Genomic DNA, 20,816 nt, shown 5'->3' with positions numbered 1-20,816 from the left:
ATGCGATGAGCCTAATCGAGACCGAAAGGTCTTTTTTTTTATGCAAAAATAGTTTTAAGAAGAAAGTGTTTGATATGAGAAGTAAGGATCTCGACGAAGAGAAAGCGTTTTGAACTCATGAATTAGGGAGCGAGAGCAATGAAATTATTCGAGCTACAAGGATCAACAAGAGTTGAAAATGAAACAAGAGGCGAGCGCTTATCTCAAATGGATAAAGCTTCTTAACCGAGGAATTAAACTGACATTCTACAGTAAGACACTAAAATGAAGACGACGAATTAATAATATACTCGTCGTCTTGAGACTTGGATATAAAATTAGTTTAAATAAGCAATGAATATAACATTTTATTTTCATTGATATAAATATTAGAAGGATCAAATTGACATACACGATCTTTTAACTGAATGAGATCATCATGATGTTTCAGCTGTATACCTATAATAACAGTTCCAGTGTTTTGTGATGTTTTCTTTAAATATTCAAATTTTGTAATATCGTCTTGAGGTCCGAGGACATCATTAACGAATTCTCTTAAAGCACCAGGTCTTTGTGGGAAATTTAAAATAAAGTAATGTTTCATTTCTTCAAATAGAAGAGAACGCTCTTCTATTTCTTTCATACGATTAATATCATTGTTGCCTCCACTTACTATGCAAACAATTGTTTTATTTTCAATCTGCTTTTTATACTGCTCTAAGGCACTTACACTTAAAGCACCAGCTGGTTCAGCAACAATCGCTTGTTTAGAGTACATATCCAGAATTGTGGAGCAAACAGCTCCTTCGTCAACTTGAACGTAATCATCCACTTTATCTTTCGCAATTTCAAAAGTAATATCACCAACTCTTGCTACTGAAGCTCCATCAACAAACTTATCAATATTTTCTAAAGTAACTATACTATGGTTGATAATGACTGATTGATACATACTACTGGCACCAGTTGGTTCAACACCGATAATTTTAGTGTGGGGGGAATGTGTCTTAAAATATGTGCTCACTCCTGAAATAAGACCGCCACCACCTATAGCAGCAAATACATAATCAAATGTATTATCCTCTTTTTCAGCTTGATTTAATATTTCCTTAGCTATAGTGCCTTGTCCTGCAATAGTATATACATTATTAAATGGATCAATGAAATTCATTTTATGTTGCTTCGTATAGTTTAAAGCTTGTGCTAAGCAGTGATCAAATGTATCGCCAATTAGTACTATTTCTACGTTATTATCCCCGAAGAATTTGACTTGATTGATTTTTTGCCGTGGTGTAGTTACTGGCATGAAAATAACAGCCTTTAAATTGAGTTTTTTTGCAGTATAAGCAACACCTTGAGCATGATTTCCAGCACTTGCGCAAGTAATACCTTTATTTTTTTCTTCATTGGATAATACTGATATAGCATTATAAGCACCTCTTAATTTAAAGGATCGTACCCACTGTAAATCTTCTCTTTTTAAATAAACATCACAATTATATTTTTGAGATAAGTAATGATCGAATTGTAAGGGAGTTTCTTTTACTATATTTTTCAGACGTAAATATGCTTCATCTATATCTTTTGTCGAAACTTTAGTTCTTACTGTCACTGTCTTTCACACCTTTAAAAAGTTTTTTCATATTTTTCTATTAAATTTTCAAATTGTAAAGTAATAGCAATATCGTCTAAGCCATGGATTAATTTATTTTTCCAGGTTTCATCTATATCAAAATGAAAAGACTGAGACTCCGTAGACACTGTTTGATTAGGTAAATCAACAGTTATTTCATCAAATTGAGCTAAATGTTCTCGTTCTTTCTGGTTTAAACATATGGGTAACATTGCGTTTTTAGTACAATTCATGTAAAAGATATCACTAAAACTTCCTGCAATAATAATGTTAAAACCATAATCTTTTAAGGCCCACGCTGCATGCTCACGGCTAGAACCACAACCAAAGTTATCTCCAGTAATGAGAATTGACGCACCATGATATTCAGGTTTATTAGGATTAAAATCAGGATTATCACTACCATCAGGTAAGTAACGCCATTCATCAAAAGCAAAAGGTCCAAAGCCTGATTTAGAGACCCGCTTAAGATGCACTTTAGGAATGATTTGGTCAGTATCTATATTGTCATAAAAAAGGGGGACAGTTTTTCCAGTATATATTGTTATCGGTTTGATTTCCAATTACACTACCACCTTTCTAACATCAATGAATTTACCATTAATCGCAGCAGCTGCTGCCATAGCAGGAGATACCAAATGTGTACGAGCGCCTTTGCCTTGTCTTCCTTCAAAATTGCGATTACTCGTGGAGGCACAATGTACTCCTTCTGGAACTTGATCTGGATTCATACCTAAGCACATAGAACAACCTGGTTCACGCCACTCAAATCCAGCATCTTTAAATAATTTATCTAGCCCCAGAGCTTCAGCTTCCTTCTTAACAGTTCTTGAACCCGGAACCACAATAGCAGTAATATTTGGATGTACTTGTTGTCCTTTAATAATATGACTTGCTTCAATAAGATCAGATAATCTTGCATTCGTGCATGAACCTAAAAAAACGTAACCTAATTTTATATCTTCGGCTTTTTGACCTGGGTGAAGTCCCATATAGTCATAAGCACGTTGGTCATTTGCATTTTTAATTTCTGGGAATGGATTACTAAAACTAACTCCCATTTCTGGGTTAGTTCCCCAAGTTACTTGAGGTTCTAAATTTGTTACATCAAGTTCAATAACTTTATCAAAATAGGCATCATCATCAGAATAAAGTTCTTTCCACCACTCCATAGAACTATCAAAATCAGTAGCATAAGGACGACCTTTTACGTAATCAAATGTTGTTTCATCAGGTTGCATTAAACCATACTTTGCTCCGGCTTCAATAGCCATATTACAAATCGTCATACGTGCTTCCATGGATAAATTTTTTATAGTTTCCCCTGTAAATTCAAGCGCATAACCAGTACCGAAATCTACACCATATTGATTGATTAAATATAAAATAATGTCTTTAGCATAAACTCCAGGTGGTAAAGAACCATTTATATTAATTTTCAAATTTTTAGGTTTTGTTTGCCATAATGTTTGTGTAGCAAATACATGTTCAACCTCGCTTGTTCCTATCCCCAATGCGATAGCACCAAATGCGCCATGTGTAGCAGTATGGGAATCTCCACAAACAATAGTTTTTCCTGGTTGTGTTAATCCAGTTTCTGGTCCAACCATATGTACGATACCTTGTTCGTCAGAACCCATATCAAAAATATGTACGCCAAAGTCTTTAGCATTTTGTTGTAAAGTTGTAATTTGTTTATAGGCAATTTCATCTTTTATATTAAAAATATCAATTGTGGGAACGTTATGATCTAAAGTTGCAAAGGTTAGATCAGGTCTTCTAAGTTTACGATTTTGTATTCTAAGTCCTTCAAACGCTTGAGGAGAAGTAACTTCATGAATGAGATGTAAATCAATATACAATAATTGTGGTTCACCTTCTTTTCCATGAAGCACATGTTTTTTCCATACTTTATCAAAAAGTGTTTGACCCATAATTTTCTCCTCCTCTTATAAATATTTTTCTTTAAGCAACTTAAAAATTTCTGAAGTTCGATATTGTCCACCTAAATCTGCAGTTGTCTTATTAGATTGAATAAACGAGTAAACAATTGACTCAAGTTCGTTAGCCGCATCAATTTGATTTAAACTTTCTCTTAAGCAAAGTGCTAAAGAGAGAACCATACCAAATGGATTCGCTTTATCTTCATTAGCTATATCTGGAGCTGAACCATGAATTGGTTCATACAGACGTGTACCTGTTTGACCAAAACTAGCTGAAGGAGAAAGACCTAGAGAGCCTGGTATAACAGATGCTTCATCACTTAAGATATCTCCGAAAAGATTCTCTGTTACAATCACATCAAATTGCGTAGGTTGGGTGATAAGATGCATACTACAAGCATCAACTAGCATATGATTAACTTCTACTTCTGGAAAATCCTTTTTTACATCATTTACTATTTGTCGCCATAACTTACTAGAGGATAGAACGTTTTCCTTATCAACAGATGTTAATTTTTTACGTCTACGGTTTGCAAGATTAAAAGCGATTCTCACAATACGTTCAATTTCTTGACTTGAATATTTTAATGAGTCTAAAGCTTCGTTTTTTTTAACATAGCTTGGTTCACCAAAATAAATACCGCTCGTTAATTCTCTTACAATAACTAAATCGGTGCCTTCTACAATATCTTGTTTTAGTGGTGAAAGATGACTAGCCCCTTTAGTTACAAATGTAGGGCGAATATTAGCAAATAAATTTAAGGATTTTCTCAGTTTTAACAAACCGTGTTCTGGACGATTATTTGGGTCTGTCCATTTAGGCCCTCCAATCGCGCCTAATAATATAGCATCTGCATTTTTACATGATTGTAATGCTTCATTAGTTAAAGGTGTACCATAATTATCTATTGAGATACCTCCAAAATGATGACTTTCCAAATGGTATTCAAAATGATATTTTTCACTTATTAATTTTAAAAGTTCTAATGTACCAGATAGAATCTCTGGTCCTATACCATCTCCAGGTAAGGCAACTATTTTATAACTCATGTACGGATACCTTCTTTCAACTCATATTCTGAAATATATTTAGCATGAGCATCGATATATGCTTTACATGAGGCTTTTAATATATCGTGGTCTATACCTATGCCAGTCACTTCAATATGATTAATAATGATTCGTACATGTACTTCTGCTTGAGCATCAGTACCTTCTGTTACAGAATCAATACGATAATCAATCAATTCTGCGTCTTTCTTGAAAATTCGGTCAACAGCATTATAAATTGCAACAATTGACCCCGTTCCAATACTTGAATCTTGTTTAACTTGTCCGTTTCTTTCCTTTATAACTACTACTGCACTTTGTAGACCTTTAGATACGTATTGAAGTTGTAAGTTATCAAGTTGAAAAATAGCATTGTGTTCATGTTCAGAGCCATGTATAATTGCATGAATATCTCTATCGGATACATTTTTTTTCTTATCTGCAATTTCTTTAAATTGTTTAAATAATGTAACTTGATCTTCCAATTTAATTTCATACCCTAGAGATTTAAGCTTTTCGGCAAATGCATGTTTACCAGACAATTTACCTAATGGCAATTCTGTAGTATTTACACCTACGAGTTGAGGTGTCATGATTTCATAGGTTTCACGATGTTTAAGCACACCGTCTTGGTGAATTCCGGATTCATGACTAAATGCATTTTGACCGACTATAGCTTTATTTCTAGGTACACGGATACCAGCATATCTTGAAATTAAGTCAGATGTTTTCTTAGTTTCTTTAAGGTTAATTTGAGATTCAAGACCATAGTGGTCCTTCCTTACATATAAAGCTAAAGCAACTTCTTCAAGTGCGGCATTTCCTGCTCTTTCACCAATACCGTTCACTGTACCTTCAATACGTCTAGCTCCACCTTCAATAGCTGCTAAACTATTAGCAACTGCCATTCCAAGATCATCATGACAATGTGCACTAAAGATAATTTTAGAATTTGACTTAACGGCCTGTGTTAATTGCTTAAAAATTTCACCATACTCAGTAGGATAACTAAATCCAACTGTATCAGGGATGTTGATAATTGTGGCTCCTGCGTTAATCGCAGTTTGAACACATTCAATTAAAAATGGAATTTCAGTTCTTGTTGCATCCTCTGGAGAGAATTGTACGACTTCAAAAAATTGTTTAGCATAAGAAACGTGTTCTTTGATTGAAGTTAAAACTTCATCTTGAGTCATTTTTAATTTATGTTCTAAATGAATAGGGGAGGTTGCAATGAATACATGTACTTGAGGTTTTACAGCTTCTTTAGTGGCTTCATATACAGCATCAATATCAGATTTTTTACATCTAGCTAATCCACACACTGCTGTTGTAGTCAAAGTTTTGGCTATAGCTTCTACTGATTTAAAGCTACCAGTACTAGAAGCAGGAAAACCTGCTTCTAGTACATCTACTCCCCATTTTTCTAGTTGCTTGGCAATTTTCAATCTTTCATCAAAGCTAAAATTGACTCCTGGCGTTTGTTCACCATCTCTAAGTGTTGTATCAAAAATTTGAATATGTTCTTCCATTAAAAACACCCCTCTACTGTTGTTATTTTTCAATACTTTTAGATTTAATGAATGGCATCATTTCTCTTAATTCACGTCCAACTTGTTCAATTTGATGACCATGTTGATCTTCACGTAATTGATAGAATTCTTTAAAGCCATTTTTGTTATCTTCAACAAATCTACGGCTAAAGTTACCATTTTGAATATCTTCAAGTACTTTTTTCATATTTTCTTTAACATCAGGTGTAATTACTCTTGGTCCAGAAACATAGTCGCCAAATTCAGCAGTGTTAGAGATAGAATAACGAACGTTTTCCATTCCGCCTTCATACATTAAATCAACAATTAATTTCATTTCGTGTAAGACTTCAAAATAAGCTAATTCAGGTTGGTAACCTGCTTCTACAAGTGTTTCGAAACCACTCTGAATTAATTTGGAAACTCCTCCACAAAGAACAGCTTGTTCACCGAATAAATCTGTTTCAGTTTCTTCTTTAAATGTCGTTTCAATGACCCCGGCACGAGTAGCACCAATGCCTTTTGCGTAGCTTAAAGCAATGTTTCTTGCTTGGCCTGTAGCATCTTGTTGAACACCAAATAATGCTGGTACGGCACTTCCTTCAACAAATGTACGTCTAACTAAATGACCTGGTCCTTTAGGTGCTACTAAAAAGACATCGACATCACTAGGTGGTTCGATAACACTGAAGTGGATATTAAAACCGTGTGCGAATGCTAAAGCATTTCCTTTTTCTAAATGTGGTTTAATTTCCTCGTTATATACTTTACCTTGAATTTCATCAGGCAATAGTACCATCACTACATCAGCTTGTTGTGTAGCATCACTTACCGTATAAACATCAAATCCATCTTCTTTAGCTTTATTAAATGATCGTCCTGGACGTAGACCAATGACTACATCATAACCATTGTCCTTTAAATTTTGTGCATGTGCATGTCCTTGTGAGCCATAACCAATGACAGCAATTTTTTTACCTTGTAATGCATCTTGAGTTACTGTTTCATCGTAATATACTTTTGTCATAATAAATTCCTCCAGTCATTTTATCGAAAGTTCTGAATTTTCAAAATAATATGTGCGTAAAAAGTGTATGATGTTAGTTATGTTTAGTTGATTTTTCATTTTAACTAGCGCATCAAAACATTTACTCACTTTTTACACTTAGTACATTTACTTGTTGTGATAGTTTTTTAAGAACAATTTTAAAAGTATCATCATCTTTAATATTGACTTTAAGTTTCATATTAGAAATTCCTTCTTTGTCTGAATGTTTAACATGAAGTTCATCAATATTACATTGTAAGCGAACGAAGGCGCTAGTAATTCTGTTCAAAGTACTCACTTGATCAACTAATGTAAAATGAATTGTTCGTTCCATTAGTAACCCTCCATTTCATGATTTGATTTGCCACTAGGTACCATTGGATTAACTGGTTCTACAGGTGAGATTCTAACTTCAATGAGTGCCGGTCCATGATATGCAAATGCTTCATCAATTGAAGATTCTAATTTATCAGGAGAATCTATCAAGAATCCCTTAACGCCATAAGCTTCCGCCATTTTCATAAAATTAGGTTGATCATTAAATACAGAATGAGAAAATCGTTTATTAAAGAATTTATCTTGCCATTGTTTGACCATACCTAAAGTTCCATTATTAATAAGTACTATTTTGACATTAAGTTCATATTCTGGAAGTAAAGCCATTTCTTGGTTCGTCATTTGAAAACCACCATCTCCTACAAAACAAACAACTGTTTTCTCAGGTTCAGCTAATTGTGCTCCTATTGCTGATGGAATTCCAAATCCCATAGTACCTAAACCGCCACTTGTTACCCATTGGCCATAATTTTTAAATGGGTAGAATTGTGCTGTCCACATTTGGTGTTGTCCTACGTCAGTTGTCACAATTGCATTTCCATTGGTAACTTTACCAATATATTCAATTGCTTTTTGTGGTTTACAAAATGTTTTATCATTATCATCATATTTAAATGGATATTTACTTTTGTTATTAATACAATAATCGTTCCATTCTTCGTGGGTGGATGTTAAAACTTGCTCATGGCATAAATTCTCAAGCACAAGTTTGCAATCAGCGACTATACCTAAATCTGTATTAATAACTTTATTTATTTCAGAAGGGTCGATATCGACATGTACAACTTTTGCATTTGGTGCGAATTCATCAGGCTTACTTGCAAGACGATCATCGAATCGACTACCTAAGTTGATAAGTAAATCACAATTTGTTAATGCCATATTACTTGCATAAGATCCATGCATGCCACCCATACCTAAAAATAAGGGGTGATGATAAGGTATTGCTCCAAGTCCAAGGAGAGTTGTGACAGTAGGGATTTGATGTTTTGTCACAAATTCTGTCAATAAATGATTAGATTTAGAGTGATTAATACCAGCACCTGCAAGAATAAGAGGTTTCTTAGCTTCTTTAATCATATATATTAACCTATTAATATCCTCTTTATTAGGGTTACTATTAACTTCATAGCCAGGAATATTAATTTCTTGCGTAAGTTCAACATCAGTTTTAAGAACACCCATATCTTTAGGAAAATCAATCACTACAGGGCCTTTTCTTCCAGTGTTCGCTAAATGAAAGGCTTCATGAACAATTCTTGGAATGTCTTCGATCTTTTTAACTTGATAATTGTGTTTTGTAATAGGTGTGGTCATCGAGAGTAAATCAGCTTCTTGGAAAGCATCTTTACCTATACCAGGTGTAGCAACTTGACCAGTAAAAACGACTAGTGGTAAAGAGTCACTAAATGCATCAGTAATACCCGTAATGGCATTTGTTGCACCAGGTCCGCTTGTTACAACAACGACTCCTGTTTTACCAGAGACACGCGCATATCCTTCAGCAGCATGTGTAGCACCTTGTTCATGACGGGCAAGAATATGTTTGATTTTCCCGTCATAAAATGTATCGTATAAAGGTAAGACAGCACCACCAGGATAACCGAAGATAAAATCTACATCTTCTTGCTGAAGTGCTTCAACTAATAATTGAGAACCACTGCGTGTTATTAAGGGTTGTGAATTCTTTGTTTGATGCACAGAAGGGTGAGGCGAAACCATTGATTTTTGATTTGACATTTTAATCATCTCCTAATTAAATAAGGTTTTCCGGAACTTGCATAATACCACCAGTATTAGCGCTTGTGACTAAACTAGTATATCTAGCTAAGTAGCCTGTTTTAACCTTTGCTTTAAATGGTTCAAGCTGATTTTTACGACGATACAGTTCTTCTTCAGATTGATCTACGTTTAGAGTTCTATTGATTAGATCAATCGTAATTTTATCACCATCTCTTATTAAGCCAATGGGTCCACCTGAAGCGGCTTCAGGTGAAATGTGTCCAACTGCAATACCTCTAGTTGCACCCGAAAATCTACCGTCCGTAATTAATGCAACATCTTTACCTAATCCTCTGCCCACTATGGAAGACGTAGGGGCTAGCATTTCTGGCATTCCAGGACCTCCCTTAGGTCCCTCATATCTAATAACAACAACATGTCCCTCTCTTACTGTATGATTATCAATGGCTTCAACAGCTTCATCATGAGAGTTGAAACAAATTGCCTTTCCTGTAAATACTTTAATTGAAGGATCAACTCCACCGACCTTGATTACCGCTCCTTTAGGTGCGAGGTTTCCGAATAAGACAGATAATCCACCTTGCTTATCATAAGGGGTTTCAAGAGGATGAATAACTTCAAAATTTTTGATGTTTTTACCTTCATTATTTTCTCTCAAGGATTTACCCGTAACTGTTAATCTATCTGGATGTAAAGTACCATCCTTTTTCATTAATTCATTTATGATAGCTGGCACGCCACCTGCTTCATGAACATCATGCATAGAATAAGAAGAACTAGGTGCAATTTTAGAAAGGTAAGGTGTTTTTTTAGCAATTTCATTAATACGTTCTAAGTCGTAGTCAATACCTGCTTCATTTGCAATTGCAAGGGTATGAAGAACAGTATTAGTAGAACCTCCCATGGCCATATCAAGAGCAAAAGCATCATCAATCGCATCTTGTGTGATAATATCGCGAGGTTTAATATCATTTTTAATATTTTCAACCAGTCTGAATGCTGCTTGTCTAATCATTTCACGACGTTGGTCACTCACAGCTAGAGCTGTACCATTATATGGTAGGGCTAAACCTAAAACTTCCATTAAACAGTTCATTGAGTTTGCGGTAAACATACCGGCGCATGAACCACATGTAGGACAAGCGTTTTGTTCCATGTCTAAAAATGCTTCTTTTGAGATTGTTCCTTCTTTAAAAGCTCCAACCGCTTCAAACATTGAAGATAGTGTCAATGCCTTACCTTGAGCGGAAAGACCAGCTTTCATTGGGCCTCCTGAGCAAAAGATAGCTGGTACATTTGTTCTAACTGCTGCGAGTAACATTCCTGGCGTAATTTTATCGCAATTAGGAATGTAAAATACACCATCAAACCAATGAGCGTTAATAACTGTTTCAGCTGCATCTGCGATAATTTCTCTTGAAGGTAAGGAATATCTCATGCCAATATGTCCCATAGCTATTCCATCGTCAACACCAATCGTATTAAATTCGAATGGGATAGCACCTGCTTCTCTAATAGCTTCCTTTGCGATGTCTGCTAATTCTCTTAAATGAACGTGCCCAGGAACAATATCAATATAAGAGTTACAAATTGCTACGAAAGGTTTATTCATATCTGTAGGTTGTTTAAGAGCGCCAGTCGCATGTAAAAGACTTCTTGCAGGAGCTTGGTGATCTCCTTTTTTGATCATATCACTTCGCATATATCATTCCCCCATATAATTATTTAGAAAATAAAAAAACGTCCCAATGAATATTGGGACGTTGTTAAGTCCCATCCAACTAGAAATAGGACTTAAACATTTAGAAGTTAAAACCTTTCTAAAGTTCGAGTCCTTACGAGTATAATAAAATGATAATAGCTTGTTGAGTTGTTGGTAGGTCTAGCGTAGATAGATAAGTCATTTTATTATACTCCTTTCGTTGAATGGTCATTTATTCTTAATAGTTTGAATTGTTTTAAAATTTGATAAATTCAATTTACTACATGTGATGAATTGTGTCAATAATAAATTTAGAATTTTCTAAAAATTTATAGAGGACAAGCTTAAATATTTTACGAAGAAATTTGAATTAAAATTTGTTACAATGATTAAGTTAATAAACCACGTAGAAATGTATATATATCTTTAAATATAGAGATAAATTGATTTTAAATAATCATATATAGGAGAGTAAAAATTGATAACTATTCACAATTTAAATGAAATGGATAAATTTGCTCAAATACTTGTAAAACATTTAAGTGCTAAGGACTTGATTTTACTAAATGGTGACCTAGGAGCAGGGAAAACTACATTAACACAATTTATAGGAAAAGCGTTAGGTGTTAAAAGAACGATAAACTCACCAACATTTAATATAATCAAATCTTATACAGGTTCAAGCATACGATTACATCATATGGACTGTTATCGACTTGAAGGTGAGGAAGATGATTTAGGTTTCGATGAATATTTTGAAGACAATGCCATCATAGTTATAGAATGGAGTAAATTTATCAAAGATTTCCTTCCTCCTAATCACTTAACGATTAATATAAATGTCAAAAATGCGAATGAGAGACAAGTATCCATTGAAACACATGGACAACATTATGCATTAGTAAAGGAGGCAATTTTAAATGAACTATCTTCTAATTGATACGTCAAACCAACCTTTATCAGTAGCTATTATGAAAGATAATGAAGTGATTGCTGAAAAAATAACTGATATCAAAAAGAATCATTCAGTGCAACTCATGCCTGAAATAGCAGAAATTCTTTCAGAAAGTAAAATAAATAAAGCAGAAATAACTGATATCGTGGTAGCGGAAGGTCCAGGTTCATATACCGGTCTTAGAATAGGGGTTACTGTTGCTAAAACATTAGCTTATGCATTAAACACTAACTTATATGGTGTCTCATCACTTAAAGCACTTGCTAGCACAGTCAAAGACAGTACGAAGTTGTTAGTACCCATTTTTGATGCTAGAAGAGAAGCAGTTTATGCAGGTGTTTATCAATATCAGGACAATGAATTAATAACCATTATTGATGATACTTATATACCTATTTTTGAACTTATTGAAAAACTTCATCAACTAAACCAACCTTATGTGTTTGTAGGATATCATACCGAAAAAATAAAACATTTATTAGACAGTGACATCATAGAACAGTTACCAAAAGCTTCAAGTATGAAGCAATTAATTCAAAAACCAGAAAATATACATTCATTTACTCCTAAATACCATAAATTATCAGAGGCGGAACGAAATTGGTTAAACCAACAAGAGAACAATTGAATATTAGGAAAATGAGTGTGGAAGATGTACCTAAAGTTTTTGATATAGAAAGAGATAGTTTCTCACACAGTTCGTGGTCAATCGATGCATTTTATCATGAAATAGAAAACAACGAATTTGCAACATATTTTGTGATAGAATTTAGGGACAAAATAATTGGGTATGTTGGTTTATGGTTAGTCGTTGATCAAGCACAAATTACAACGATAGCTATATCAAAGGCATTTAGAGGCTATGGTCTTGGTCAACTTTTACTTAAATATGCAATGAACTATGCACGTTTTTCTTGTGATGTGATGAGTTTAGAAGTAAGAATAGATAATGATGTTGCACAACATGTTTATAGAAATTTAGGATTTCAAAATGGTGGAAAAAGAAAGAATTATTATGGAGAAGGCGAGGACGCATTAGTCATGTGGGTGAATTTGAAATGACAAATAATACATTAATCTTAGCAATAGAAACAAGTTGTGATGAAACGAGTGTAAGTGTAGTAAAGAATGGCACTGAACTTTTATCTAATACTGTTTTAAGTCAAATAGATAGTCACAAACGTTTTGGTGGTGTTGTACCTGAAGTTGCTAGTAGACATCATGTTGAGGGGATAACAGCAACTATAGATGAATCATTAGTGAGTGCAAAAGTGAAAATGGAAGATATTGACGCTATTGCAGTAACACAAGGCCCCGGATTAATAGGAGCTTTATTAATTGGTATTAATGCGGCTAAAGCTTTGGCATTTGCTTATGATAAGCCTATTATTCCAGTACATCATATTGCTGGTCATATTTATGCCAATCACTTAGAACAACCATTAACGTTTCCACTTATGTCATTGATTGTATCTGGTGGTCATACTGAACTGGTATATATGAAAAATCATTTAGATTTCGAAGTGATTGGTGAAACGAGAGATGATGCAGTAGGAGAAGCTTATGATAAAGTTGCTCGAACAATCAATCTTCCTTATCCTGGTGGACCGCATATTGATCGATTAGCAGCAAAAGGTAAAGATGTATACGATTTTCCAAGAGTTTGGCTCGAAAAAGATAGTTATGATTTTAGTTTTAGTGGTCTTAAAAGTGCTGTAATAAATAAACTGCACAATTTAAGACAGAAAAATATTGAAATTGTAGCTGAAGATGTTGCAACAAGTTTCCAAAATAGTGTTGTAGAAGTTTTAACCCATAAAGCTATTCATGCTTGTAAAACGTATCATGTTAATCGCTTAATTATTGCAGGTGGTGTTGCTAGTAATAAAGGATTAAGAGCTGCACTAAGTGAAGCATGTAAAAAAGAGGGCATACACCTTACTATTCCGAGTCCTGTTCTTTGCACTGATAATGCAGCGATGATTGGTGCTGCTGGATATTATTTATATCAAGCTGGTTTGCGTGGCGATTTAGCCTTAAATGGACAAAATAATATTGATATTGAAACTTTTTCTGTTTAAATAATATTTCAAAGCGCCTATCTAAGAGTGACTACTTTTAGATAGGCGCTTAACTTTTTTATAAATATTAAACTAATTAATTCTAGAGGTTTCGAATATTTTGTTGAGCACGCTGATAAATATCGATAGGAAACTGTGTAATACGCAGTAATTCAATTGCATTACGTGTATTGGCTTTACCAGATTTAATTTTGTAATCGAAAAATATGCTATTTTCTTGAATAGATTCATTAAAATGATAATTATTATATGTATTTTCTAATAATATTGATAGTTCAACATCATGTGTCGCAGCGATAACCTGATATGCTTTTTGATTATCTAAATACGATAATACTGATTCAGAAGCGGCAATACGTTCAGTTGTATTCGTTCCTTTAAAAATCTCATCTATAAAACAATATATCTTATTGCACTGATAAGTGTTAAATAATCTACGAATAGACTTAAGTTCTGACATGAAATAACTGTCACCACTTAAAACGTCATCCGCATTTGCCATTGAAGTCATTACATAGCCAGGTTGATAAATAAATGAGTGAGCTGTTGCAGTTTGTATCGATTGAGCTAAAATCAAATTTAGTGCAACTGCTTTCATAAATGTAGATTTTCCTGATGCATTAGAGCCTGTGAGTAATATATGATTTGAAATGTCAATGGTGTTAGCAATCGCATTTTCTTCATCTAGCAGAGGATGAATGATTGATTTCATTTGAAGGCCATTAATATTGTTATTGATTTTAGGATAACAATAATGTGTCAAAGTATGTTGATACATAGCTATAGAGTAATGATTATCTAATAAACTTATATAGTCATAACATGCCATAACTTCTTCTTGATACTTAAAGTAGCTACGTTGTATTAAATGAAATAAAACATAATCTATCATGAATACTAATTTAATAAACATAATTATGCTACTCACCATATCTTGTGATTCTACTCTAGCTAATAAACCGCTAAAACGACGTGAAGCTTTAAAATGAGTAAAATCAACACTTATCGCTGGCGTGCTCTCAATCTTACTTAAAGCTTGACTTTGCTTTATAACATTAGCAGTATAAAAAACTGATTTTAAATCTTGGTCATAAGATTTTTTTAGTTTGAAAGATAATATTGCATTTAAAATCATAAAAGTAAGACATATTAATATACCTTTTGAAGGAATTAAAAAAATGAATGCAAACCCAATAAATGGTAACAACGGACAAAACATTAATAAAATATTACGCTTAGAGGGTAACATTTGATCTGGAAACAAAGGGTATACATTTTTACCAATTTTAGAAAGAATGTAAGATACATTTAAACGAAATACTTTATTATCTTTAAACATGTTTATCAATGAGGTTTGATTTACCTTAAACATACCTCTTAAAGTTGCATATAGTCGCATTTCACCAATTGCAGTGAAATTAAAATTAATTTTATGAAATAACGTATCCATATTTAGGTCTGACCAAGTCTTATCGTCGATAAATGACTGCTTATTATAATGATCACGGTAAGTACGGTATTGGGCATCGAATCGTGAATTAGGACGTATAAAACTTTCTAATTTTAATTTGTTATCCCATAAAGTATTTATTTTAGCAATCTGTTTACGTCTCTCTATTATAGATATAATTACATTTACAAGTGTAATTAGGATGATGAAAGTTAATATAATTAGTACTAAGGTTTGATTGTTCGTCATGAAGTTTAGTTCTCCTTTATCTTTCTCAATAAATTATTTCATAAATGAATATCTGAAACAATTAAAAATGGAAAATAAGTTGTCAATAGGGAACGTGCGTACTTATCAACAAAATGTGAGTAAGTTGTGGGTAAGTAGTGAAGTTGTTTGTGGATATGTAAATAAATAAGTTAATTTCAAAACATAAAAGTGTCAATTTACTTGTGGATAAATAGGATAACTCTGTGGATATTGATTATGAAAGTAATTCATGATGTTAATAATATTTGTGTAAAAACATACTAAAAGACACCGAAAAGTCATATATTCAACTTTTAGGTGTCTTGTGATTATGTTGGAAATTAGAGCTTTTCTTGTAATTTTTCCCATTCTAACATTATTTGTTCTAATTTTTGTTCGGTTTCGGATTTTTGATTGGCAAATTTACTAGCTTTTAGAGGGTCGTTAAATACTTCAGGCTGTGTTAACTGTTCTTCGATATGTGATATTTGTGATTCTAATTCTTCGATTTGTCTTTCACAATGTTCAATTTGTCTTTCTAATTTACGTTGTTGTCTTTTTTGTTGTTTTTGACTGAAATAGGTTGAAGTATTTGCGTCTTGATTTATCTCTTTATTTTCAAAATTATTTTGAATTTCTGTTTCATGTGCTTTGATAGCAATAGCTTCTTCAGTTTTCTCAATATAATACTGATAATCTCCTAAATACATTTGGCCACCATTAAGGTTTAAATCAAAAACTTTATTTGCAAGTTGGTTAATAAAATAACGATCATGTGATACAAAAATAATCGTGCCCTCAAAATCTTTCAATGCTTGTTCAAGCATTTCTTTAGAATCAATATCTAAATGGTTAGTCGGTTCATCTAAGATAAGAACATTATCACGTTGTAACATTAAAAGTGCTAATTGTAACCGTGCTTTTTCTCCGCCAGATAAGTCATTGATAATTTTTTTAACGTCTTCTTGAACGAACAAGAAACGCCCCAATACTGCACGTACATCTTTTTCATTCATGTGTGGATATTGATCCCAAACATAATCGAGAATGGTTTTATTTGATTTAAATTCAGCTTGTTTTTGATCATAGTATCCAATTTGTAAATTAGCACCAAAGATAATTTGACCACCTAGTTTAGGATGTTTTTCAGCAATTGTTTTTATCAATGTTGTTTTACCAACACCATTTGGCCCAATGATAGCTATATGATCCCCTTTAAAGACTTCGAGGTTTATAGGTCGTGTAATAGGTGAGTCGTAACCAATCTTTAAATCATGAATATGCATCACATCATTACCAGTATTACGGTCGAAGCCAAATTGTATATTTGCACTTCTAGCATCTATCATAGGTTTATCAATACGTTCCATTTTTTCCAATGTTTTACGTCTACTCTTAGCCATGCCACTTGTAGATGCACGAGTAATATTTTTTTCTACAAAGGTTTCTAAACGCTTGATTTCTTCTTGTTGCTTTTCAAATTCTTGCATGCGCTTTTCGTAATACTGATTACGTTGCTTTATAAATTGCTCATAGTTTCCTACATAGCGTTTTACATTTCCTAGAGCAACATCATAAACTTGAGTTACAATTTTATCTAAAAAATATCTATCATGACTGATAATCACAATTGCTCCTTTAAAGTACTTTAAGTAATCCTCTAACCACTTGGTTGTTTCCATGTCTAGATGGTTAGTTGGTTCATCAAGAAGGAGTAAATCGGGTTCTTTAAGTAACATTTGAGCAAGAGAAAGACGTGTTTTTTGACCACCACTAAAATCATTAATAGGCTTGTTGAAATCGTTTTCTGTAAAGTTAAGCCCGTGCAGTACTGTTTTAATTTTACTTTCATATTGATAACCATCTAATTGCTCATAACGATTAGTTAAAGTTTCATATTTTTCAATATGTGATTGATATTCATCGGATTCATAATCTTGTCCATTTCGTGCAAGCCAATCTGTTTCATCCTTAATTAAATTTTCAATTTTTTTAATGTGTTCAAAGGGCTTAGACATTTCTTCAAAGACAGTAGCTTCTGAATTGAGTGTCATTTGCTGAGTTAAATAACTCATTGTTAAATTTTTGATTTTTGATATATGACCACTATCGTAATTTTCGACACCTGCTATGATTTTCATTAATGTCGATTTACCAGCTCCATTACGGCCTACTACGCCGATTCTTTCGCCAGTTTTCACCTCAAAATTAACATCTGTGAAGATATCTTCACCATCGAACGATTTGGAGATGTCATTAAGTTGTAAAAGTATCATTCGATTCTCACCTTTCTATGTATTTGAAATAGGTTTAAACTATATATAAAGTATTTGTTTTTGAATATTTAAATTTTTGTTAATTCTATATTATCGAATTTTAAATAGAAAAATAAATTGCGTACGTTATCTTGAAATGATGTTAAACTCAATTACCTCTATTCTACAGTATTCATAGAACACATGAAACTAGGATATTTATTTTTAAAAATTAATAATGTATAATGTTTAAGTATTCGTTGTAGACAATTATTTGTATTATGAGATGACATTCAACATATGTTTTAACTCATTTACTGATTTTAAAGATACATGCATAATATACGCGAAAAAGGGGGTTAGATATATGTCAGATGATTTTAAAATTCCTCGCGCTACGTTAAAACGTTTACCTTTATATTACAGATTTGTCAGTATTTTGAAAGGTAAAGGTATAGATCGTGTTAATTCTAAAACAATAAGTGAAGCACTACAAATTGATTCAGCTACAATAAGAAGAGACTTTTCATACTTTGGTGAATTAGGAAAAAAAGGATATGGATATAATATAGATAGTATGCTTGAATTCTTTAAATCAGAATTAAGTGAGAGCGATCAAATTAAAATTGCCATTATAGGTATCGGTAATTTAGGGCGTGCATTACTTACATATAACTTCTCAATACATGATGAGATGACAATTACTGAAGCTTTTGATATTAGATCAGATATTATAGGTGAAAATATCGGTGACGTTGTGGTAAAACATAGCGATGATATCAAAACGACATTAGAATCAGAAGATATTGATGTAGTCATTTTAACAACACCAGATAATGTAGCACAACAAGTAGCTGATGAACTTGTGAAAGCCGGTGTTAAAGGTATACTAAACTTTACACCACGTCGAATTAAAACACCCCAAGATGTCCAAGTACATCATATTGACTTTGGTATAGAGTTACAATCATTATTGTTCTTCATGAAAAATTATAGTAAATAATTAAAAAAATCACTTTAACATAGTACTCTCAATTGAGAGTGCTTTTTTTATATTAAACAGTTACAATAGATTATAAATACGAAACTTTTTTAGCAAAAATTGTAAGTTGATATTTATTGAAATGGGAGATTGAAACAAGTGACTCAAGAAATAAATTGTAATTTCAAACCACATATTCCCAGAATAATGACAGTTCCTGGTATATTGTTGATACGTGAAAATAAGTTGGAGTTTCAGGCATATAATCAAAACAATAATCCATTCAATATCCAATTCGAACTCTCTAGCATTGTGCGGTATAGAATATCTAAAGGTTTATTAGGAAATAAATTGTTTATTTATTATTCTGATCGAGAGTGGTATAAATTTAGTAACTTATCTAAAAATGACTTAAACAAACTCACAAAATATTTATATTAAAAAATAATAAAGAAAATTAAGAATTTGCAAAATATTGTCCTTTCTACTATAATACCTTAGTATTTATATCGGAAAAAGGTGATAAAATGGTTTGGACAATTATAAGCGGACTAGTCGTTGGCATATTGCTAGGATTTGTAATGCAGAGAACAAGATTTTGTTTAGCTGGTGGATTTAGAGATATGTACGTTCAAAAAAGTAACAAAATGTTTTATGCATTGCTTATTGCTATTACAGTCCAAAGTATTGGTTTACTTATTCTAAAGAACTTAAATATTATTGAGGTTCCAGCAGAAACATTTCCAGTTATAGGAACTATTTTGGGATCCTTCGTTTTTGGAATAGGAATAGTATTAGCTGGAGGATGCGCGACTGGAACTTGGTATAGGGCTGGTGAAGGGTTAATTGGAAGTTGGGTGGCATTAATATTTTATGCATTGACTTCAGCCGTAACTAAAACTGGGGTACTTCTTCCAATAATGAATCAAATAAATAAACCGACACAAGTCAGCACAAGTATGACAAGTACAACTGGTATACCACAATGGATTCTCGTCACGTTATTAACTGTAATTACAATATTTTTAGTTGTAAAAACAATTCGAAAGCCTAAAATAATGGTGCCCCAACTTAAACAAAAATATAGTGGTATTAGACATTATCTATTTGAAAAAAGATATCATCCATTTGTTGCTGGTATTGCAATAGGTTTTATTGCTTTACTTGCTTGGCCTATGAGTGAATCTACTGGGAGAATGGGTGGCTTAGGTATAACAACACCATCTGCAAATCTTGTAAATTATCTTATTTCAGGAGATTTAAAATTTATTGATTGGGGTGTGCTTTTGGTACTAGGTATATTCATAGGTTCTTATATAGCTGCAAAAGGGTCTAAAGAATTTAGATGGAGATTGCCAGATATTAAGACAATTCGCAATAGTGCGCTTGGTGGCATATTTATGGGATTTGGTGCTTCAGTTGCAGGTGGTTGCTCTATCGGTAATGGTTTAGTAGAGACAGCTACAATGAGTTGGCAAGGATGGATTGCTTTAGCCTCTATGATTATTGGTGTTTGGTTTATGAGTTATTTTATTTTTGTAAAACCTATGAAAAAGTTACAACAAGTATCTCAAAGCTAAGATTGGTTATTCAAATGTGACATTAGATAAAGTGAATGAGGAGGTATATCAATGGTATACGAATTAGGAACAGTAGGGATGGTTTGTCCATTTCCTTTAATAGAAGCACAAAAGAAAATGAATGATTTAAATCAAGGGGATGAATTGAAAATCGATTTCGATTGCACCCAGGCTACCGAAGCATTACCTAATTGGGCTGCAGAAAATGGATATCCAGTTACAAACTATGAGCAACTTGATGATGCATCATGGACGATTACTATTCAAAAGGCATAAAAACTTAAAGTTATAAGGTTGA

Annotated in this window: 19 protein-coding genes; 8 read left to right on the top strand and 11 right to left on the bottom strand. The window is 33.0% G+C overall.

Annotation, left to right across the window (positions count from 1 at the left end; genetic code table 11):
• Positions 1–322 precede the first annotated feature (322 nt).
• From ilvA to ilvD, 9 genes are all read right to left on the bottom strand, one after another.
• Complete coding sequence (ilvA, locus tag HMPREF2663_RS02120) at positions 323–1,591, bottom strand: threonine ammonia-lyase IlvA (protein WP_046044409.1); 1,269 nt, start codon at positions 1,589–1,591, stop codon at positions 323–325.
• Between the two features lie 14 nt (positions 1,592–1,605).
• Entirely contained in the window at positions 1,606–2,175 is a 570-nt protein-coding gene (gene leuD, locus HMPREF2663_RS02115; protein WP_002475032.1) for a 3-isopropylmalate dehydratase small subunit, read from the bottom strand.
• Entirely contained in the window at positions 2,176–3,546 is a 1,371-nt protein-coding gene (gene leuC / locus HMPREF2663_RS02110; RefSeq protein WP_070845694.1) for a 3-isopropylmalate dehydratase large subunit, read from the bottom strand.
• Positions 3,547–3,561: 15 nt separating this feature from the next.
• On the bottom strand, positions 3,562–4,605 hold the full coding sequence (leuB, locus tag HMPREF2663_RS02105; protein WP_002447535.1) for a 3-isopropylmalate dehydrogenase: 1,044 nt from the start codon (positions 4,603–4,605) through the stop codon (positions 3,562–3,564).
• Complete coding sequence (locus HMPREF2663_RS02100; protein WP_070845692.1) at positions 4,602–6,137, bottom strand: 2-isopropylmalate synthase; 1,536 nt, start codon at positions 6,135–6,137, stop codon at positions 4,602–4,604. Before HMPREF2663_RS02100 ends, leuB begins: the two co-directional genes overlap by 4 nt.
• Positions 6,138–6,159: 22 nt before the next feature.
• Positions 6,160–7,164 carry a ketol-acid reductoisomerase gene (ilvC, locus tag HMPREF2663_RS02095; RefSeq protein ID WP_002447533.1) on the bottom strand — a complete coding sequence of 335 codons (1,005 nt, stop codon included), beginning with the start codon at positions 7,162–7,164 and terminating at the stop codon, positions 6,160–6,162.
• Between the two features lie 121 nt (positions 7,165–7,285).
• Positions 7,286–7,519, bottom strand: a complete 234-nt coding sequence (locus tag HMPREF2663_RS02090) for an ACT domain-containing protein (RefSeq protein WP_001830009.1) — start codon at positions 7,517–7,519, stop codon at positions 7,286–7,288.
• On the bottom strand, positions 7,519–9,243 hold the full coding sequence (gene ilvB, locus HMPREF2663_RS02085) for a biosynthetic-type acetolactate synthase large subunit (RefSeq protein WP_050396446.1): 1,725 nt from the start codon (positions 9,241–9,243) through the stop codon (positions 7,519–7,521). The genes HMPREF2663_RS02090 and ilvB overlap by 1 nt, the downstream gene beginning before the upstream one ends.
• Positions 9,244–9,277: 34 nt before the next feature.
• Complete coding sequence (ilvD, locus tag HMPREF2663_RS02080) at positions 9,278–10,966, bottom strand: dihydroxy-acid dehydratase (RefSeq protein WP_070845690.1); 1,689 nt, start codon at positions 10,964–10,966, stop codon at positions 9,278–9,280.
• A 478-nt stretch (positions 10,967–11,444) separates the two neighbouring features.
• Here ilvD and tsaE point away from each other — a divergent pair, with 478 nt between their 5' ends.
• Genes tsaE through tsaD form a run of 4 tightly spaced genes read left to right on the top strand, consistent with a single transcriptional unit; the run spans position 11,445 to position 14,002 of the window.
• The gene (tsaE, locus tag HMPREF2663_RS02075) at positions 11,445–11,906 is read left to right on the top strand and encodes a tRNA (adenosine(37)-N6)-threonylcarbamoyltransferase complex ATPase subunit type 1 TsaE (protein WP_002447530.1); all 462 of its coding nucleotides are present in this window, start codon (positions 11,445–11,447) and stop codon (positions 11,904–11,906) included.
• Entirely contained in the window at positions 11,887–12,549 is a 663-nt protein-coding gene (gene tsaB / locus HMPREF2663_RS02070; protein WP_002475023.1) for a tRNA (adenosine(37)-N6)-threonylcarbamoyltransferase complex dimerization subunit type 1 TsaB, read from the top strand. Before tsaE ends, tsaB begins: the two co-directional genes overlap by 20 nt.
• Entirely contained in the window at positions 12,522–12,983 is a 462-nt protein-coding gene (gene rimI, locus HMPREF2663_RS02065) for a ribosomal protein S18-alanine N-acetyltransferase (protein WP_002475020.1), read from the top strand. The genes tsaB and rimI overlap by 28 nt, the downstream gene beginning before the upstream one ends.
• Entirely contained in the window at positions 12,980–14,002 is a 1,023-nt protein-coding gene (tsaD, locus tag HMPREF2663_RS02060; RefSeq protein ID WP_002475017.1) for a tRNA (adenosine(37)-N6)-threonylcarbamoyltransferase complex transferase subunit TsaD, read from the top strand. Before rimI ends, tsaD begins: the two co-directional genes overlap by 4 nt.
• An 82-nt stretch (positions 14,003–14,084) precedes the next feature.
• Here tsaD and HMPREF2663_RS02055 read toward each other — a convergent pair whose 3' ends face one another.
• Both HMPREF2663_RS02055 and HMPREF2663_RS02050 read right to left on the bottom strand, forming a co-directional pair.
• The gene (locus tag HMPREF2663_RS02055; RefSeq protein WP_070845688.1) at positions 14,085–15,701 is read right to left on the bottom strand and encodes a MutS-related protein; all 1,617 of its coding nucleotides are present in this window, start codon (positions 15,699–15,701) and stop codon (positions 14,085–14,087) included.
• Between the two features lie 341 nt (positions 15,702–16,042).
• Positions 16,043–17,977 carry an ABC-F family ATP-binding cassette domain-containing protein gene (locus HMPREF2663_RS02050; RefSeq protein WP_070845686.1) on the bottom strand — a complete coding sequence of 645 codons (1,935 nt, stop codon included), beginning with the start codon at positions 17,975–17,977 and terminating at the stop codon, positions 16,043–16,045.
• 346 nt (positions 17,978–18,323) lie between these two features.
• Between HMPREF2663_RS02050 and HMPREF2663_RS02045 the strand changes: the two genes are divergently transcribed.
• The 4 genes from HMPREF2663_RS02045 to HMPREF2663_RS02030 all read left to right on the top strand — a co-directional run bounded on the left by HMPREF2663_RS02045 (position 18,324) and on the right by HMPREF2663_RS02030 (position 20,794).
• Positions 18,324–18,959 (top strand): redox-sensing transcriptional repressor Rex, encoded by a 636-nt coding sequence (locus HMPREF2663_RS02045; RefSeq protein WP_002457908.1) that lies wholly within the window; start codon positions 18,324–18,326, stop codon positions 18,957–18,959.
• A gap of 138 nt (positions 18,960–19,097) precedes the next feature.
• Entirely contained in the window at positions 19,098–19,379 is a 282-nt protein-coding gene (locus HMPREF2663_RS02040; protein ID WP_002495670.1) for a hypothetical protein, read from the top strand.
• A gap of 86 nt (positions 19,380–19,465) precedes the next feature.
• Positions 19,466–20,518, top strand: coding sequence for a YeeE/YedE family protein (locus HMPREF2663_RS02035; protein WP_002475007.1), 1,053 nt, complete (start codon positions 19,466–19,468; stop codon positions 20,516–20,518).
• A gap of 51 nt (positions 20,519–20,569) precedes the next feature.
• Entirely contained in the window at positions 20,570–20,794 is a 225-nt protein-coding gene (locus HMPREF2663_RS02030) for a sulfurtransferase TusA family protein (protein ID WP_002447520.1), read from the top strand.
• Positions 20,795–20,816: the final 22 nt, after the last annotated feature.

Source organism: Staphylococcus sp. HMSC077D08, assembly GCF_001837945.1.
Taxonomy (GTDB): Bacteria; Bacillota; Bacilli; order Staphylococcales; family Staphylococcaceae; genus Staphylococcus; species Staphylococcus epidermidis.
This window is presented reverse-complemented; position numbering and strand designations above follow the sequence as displayed.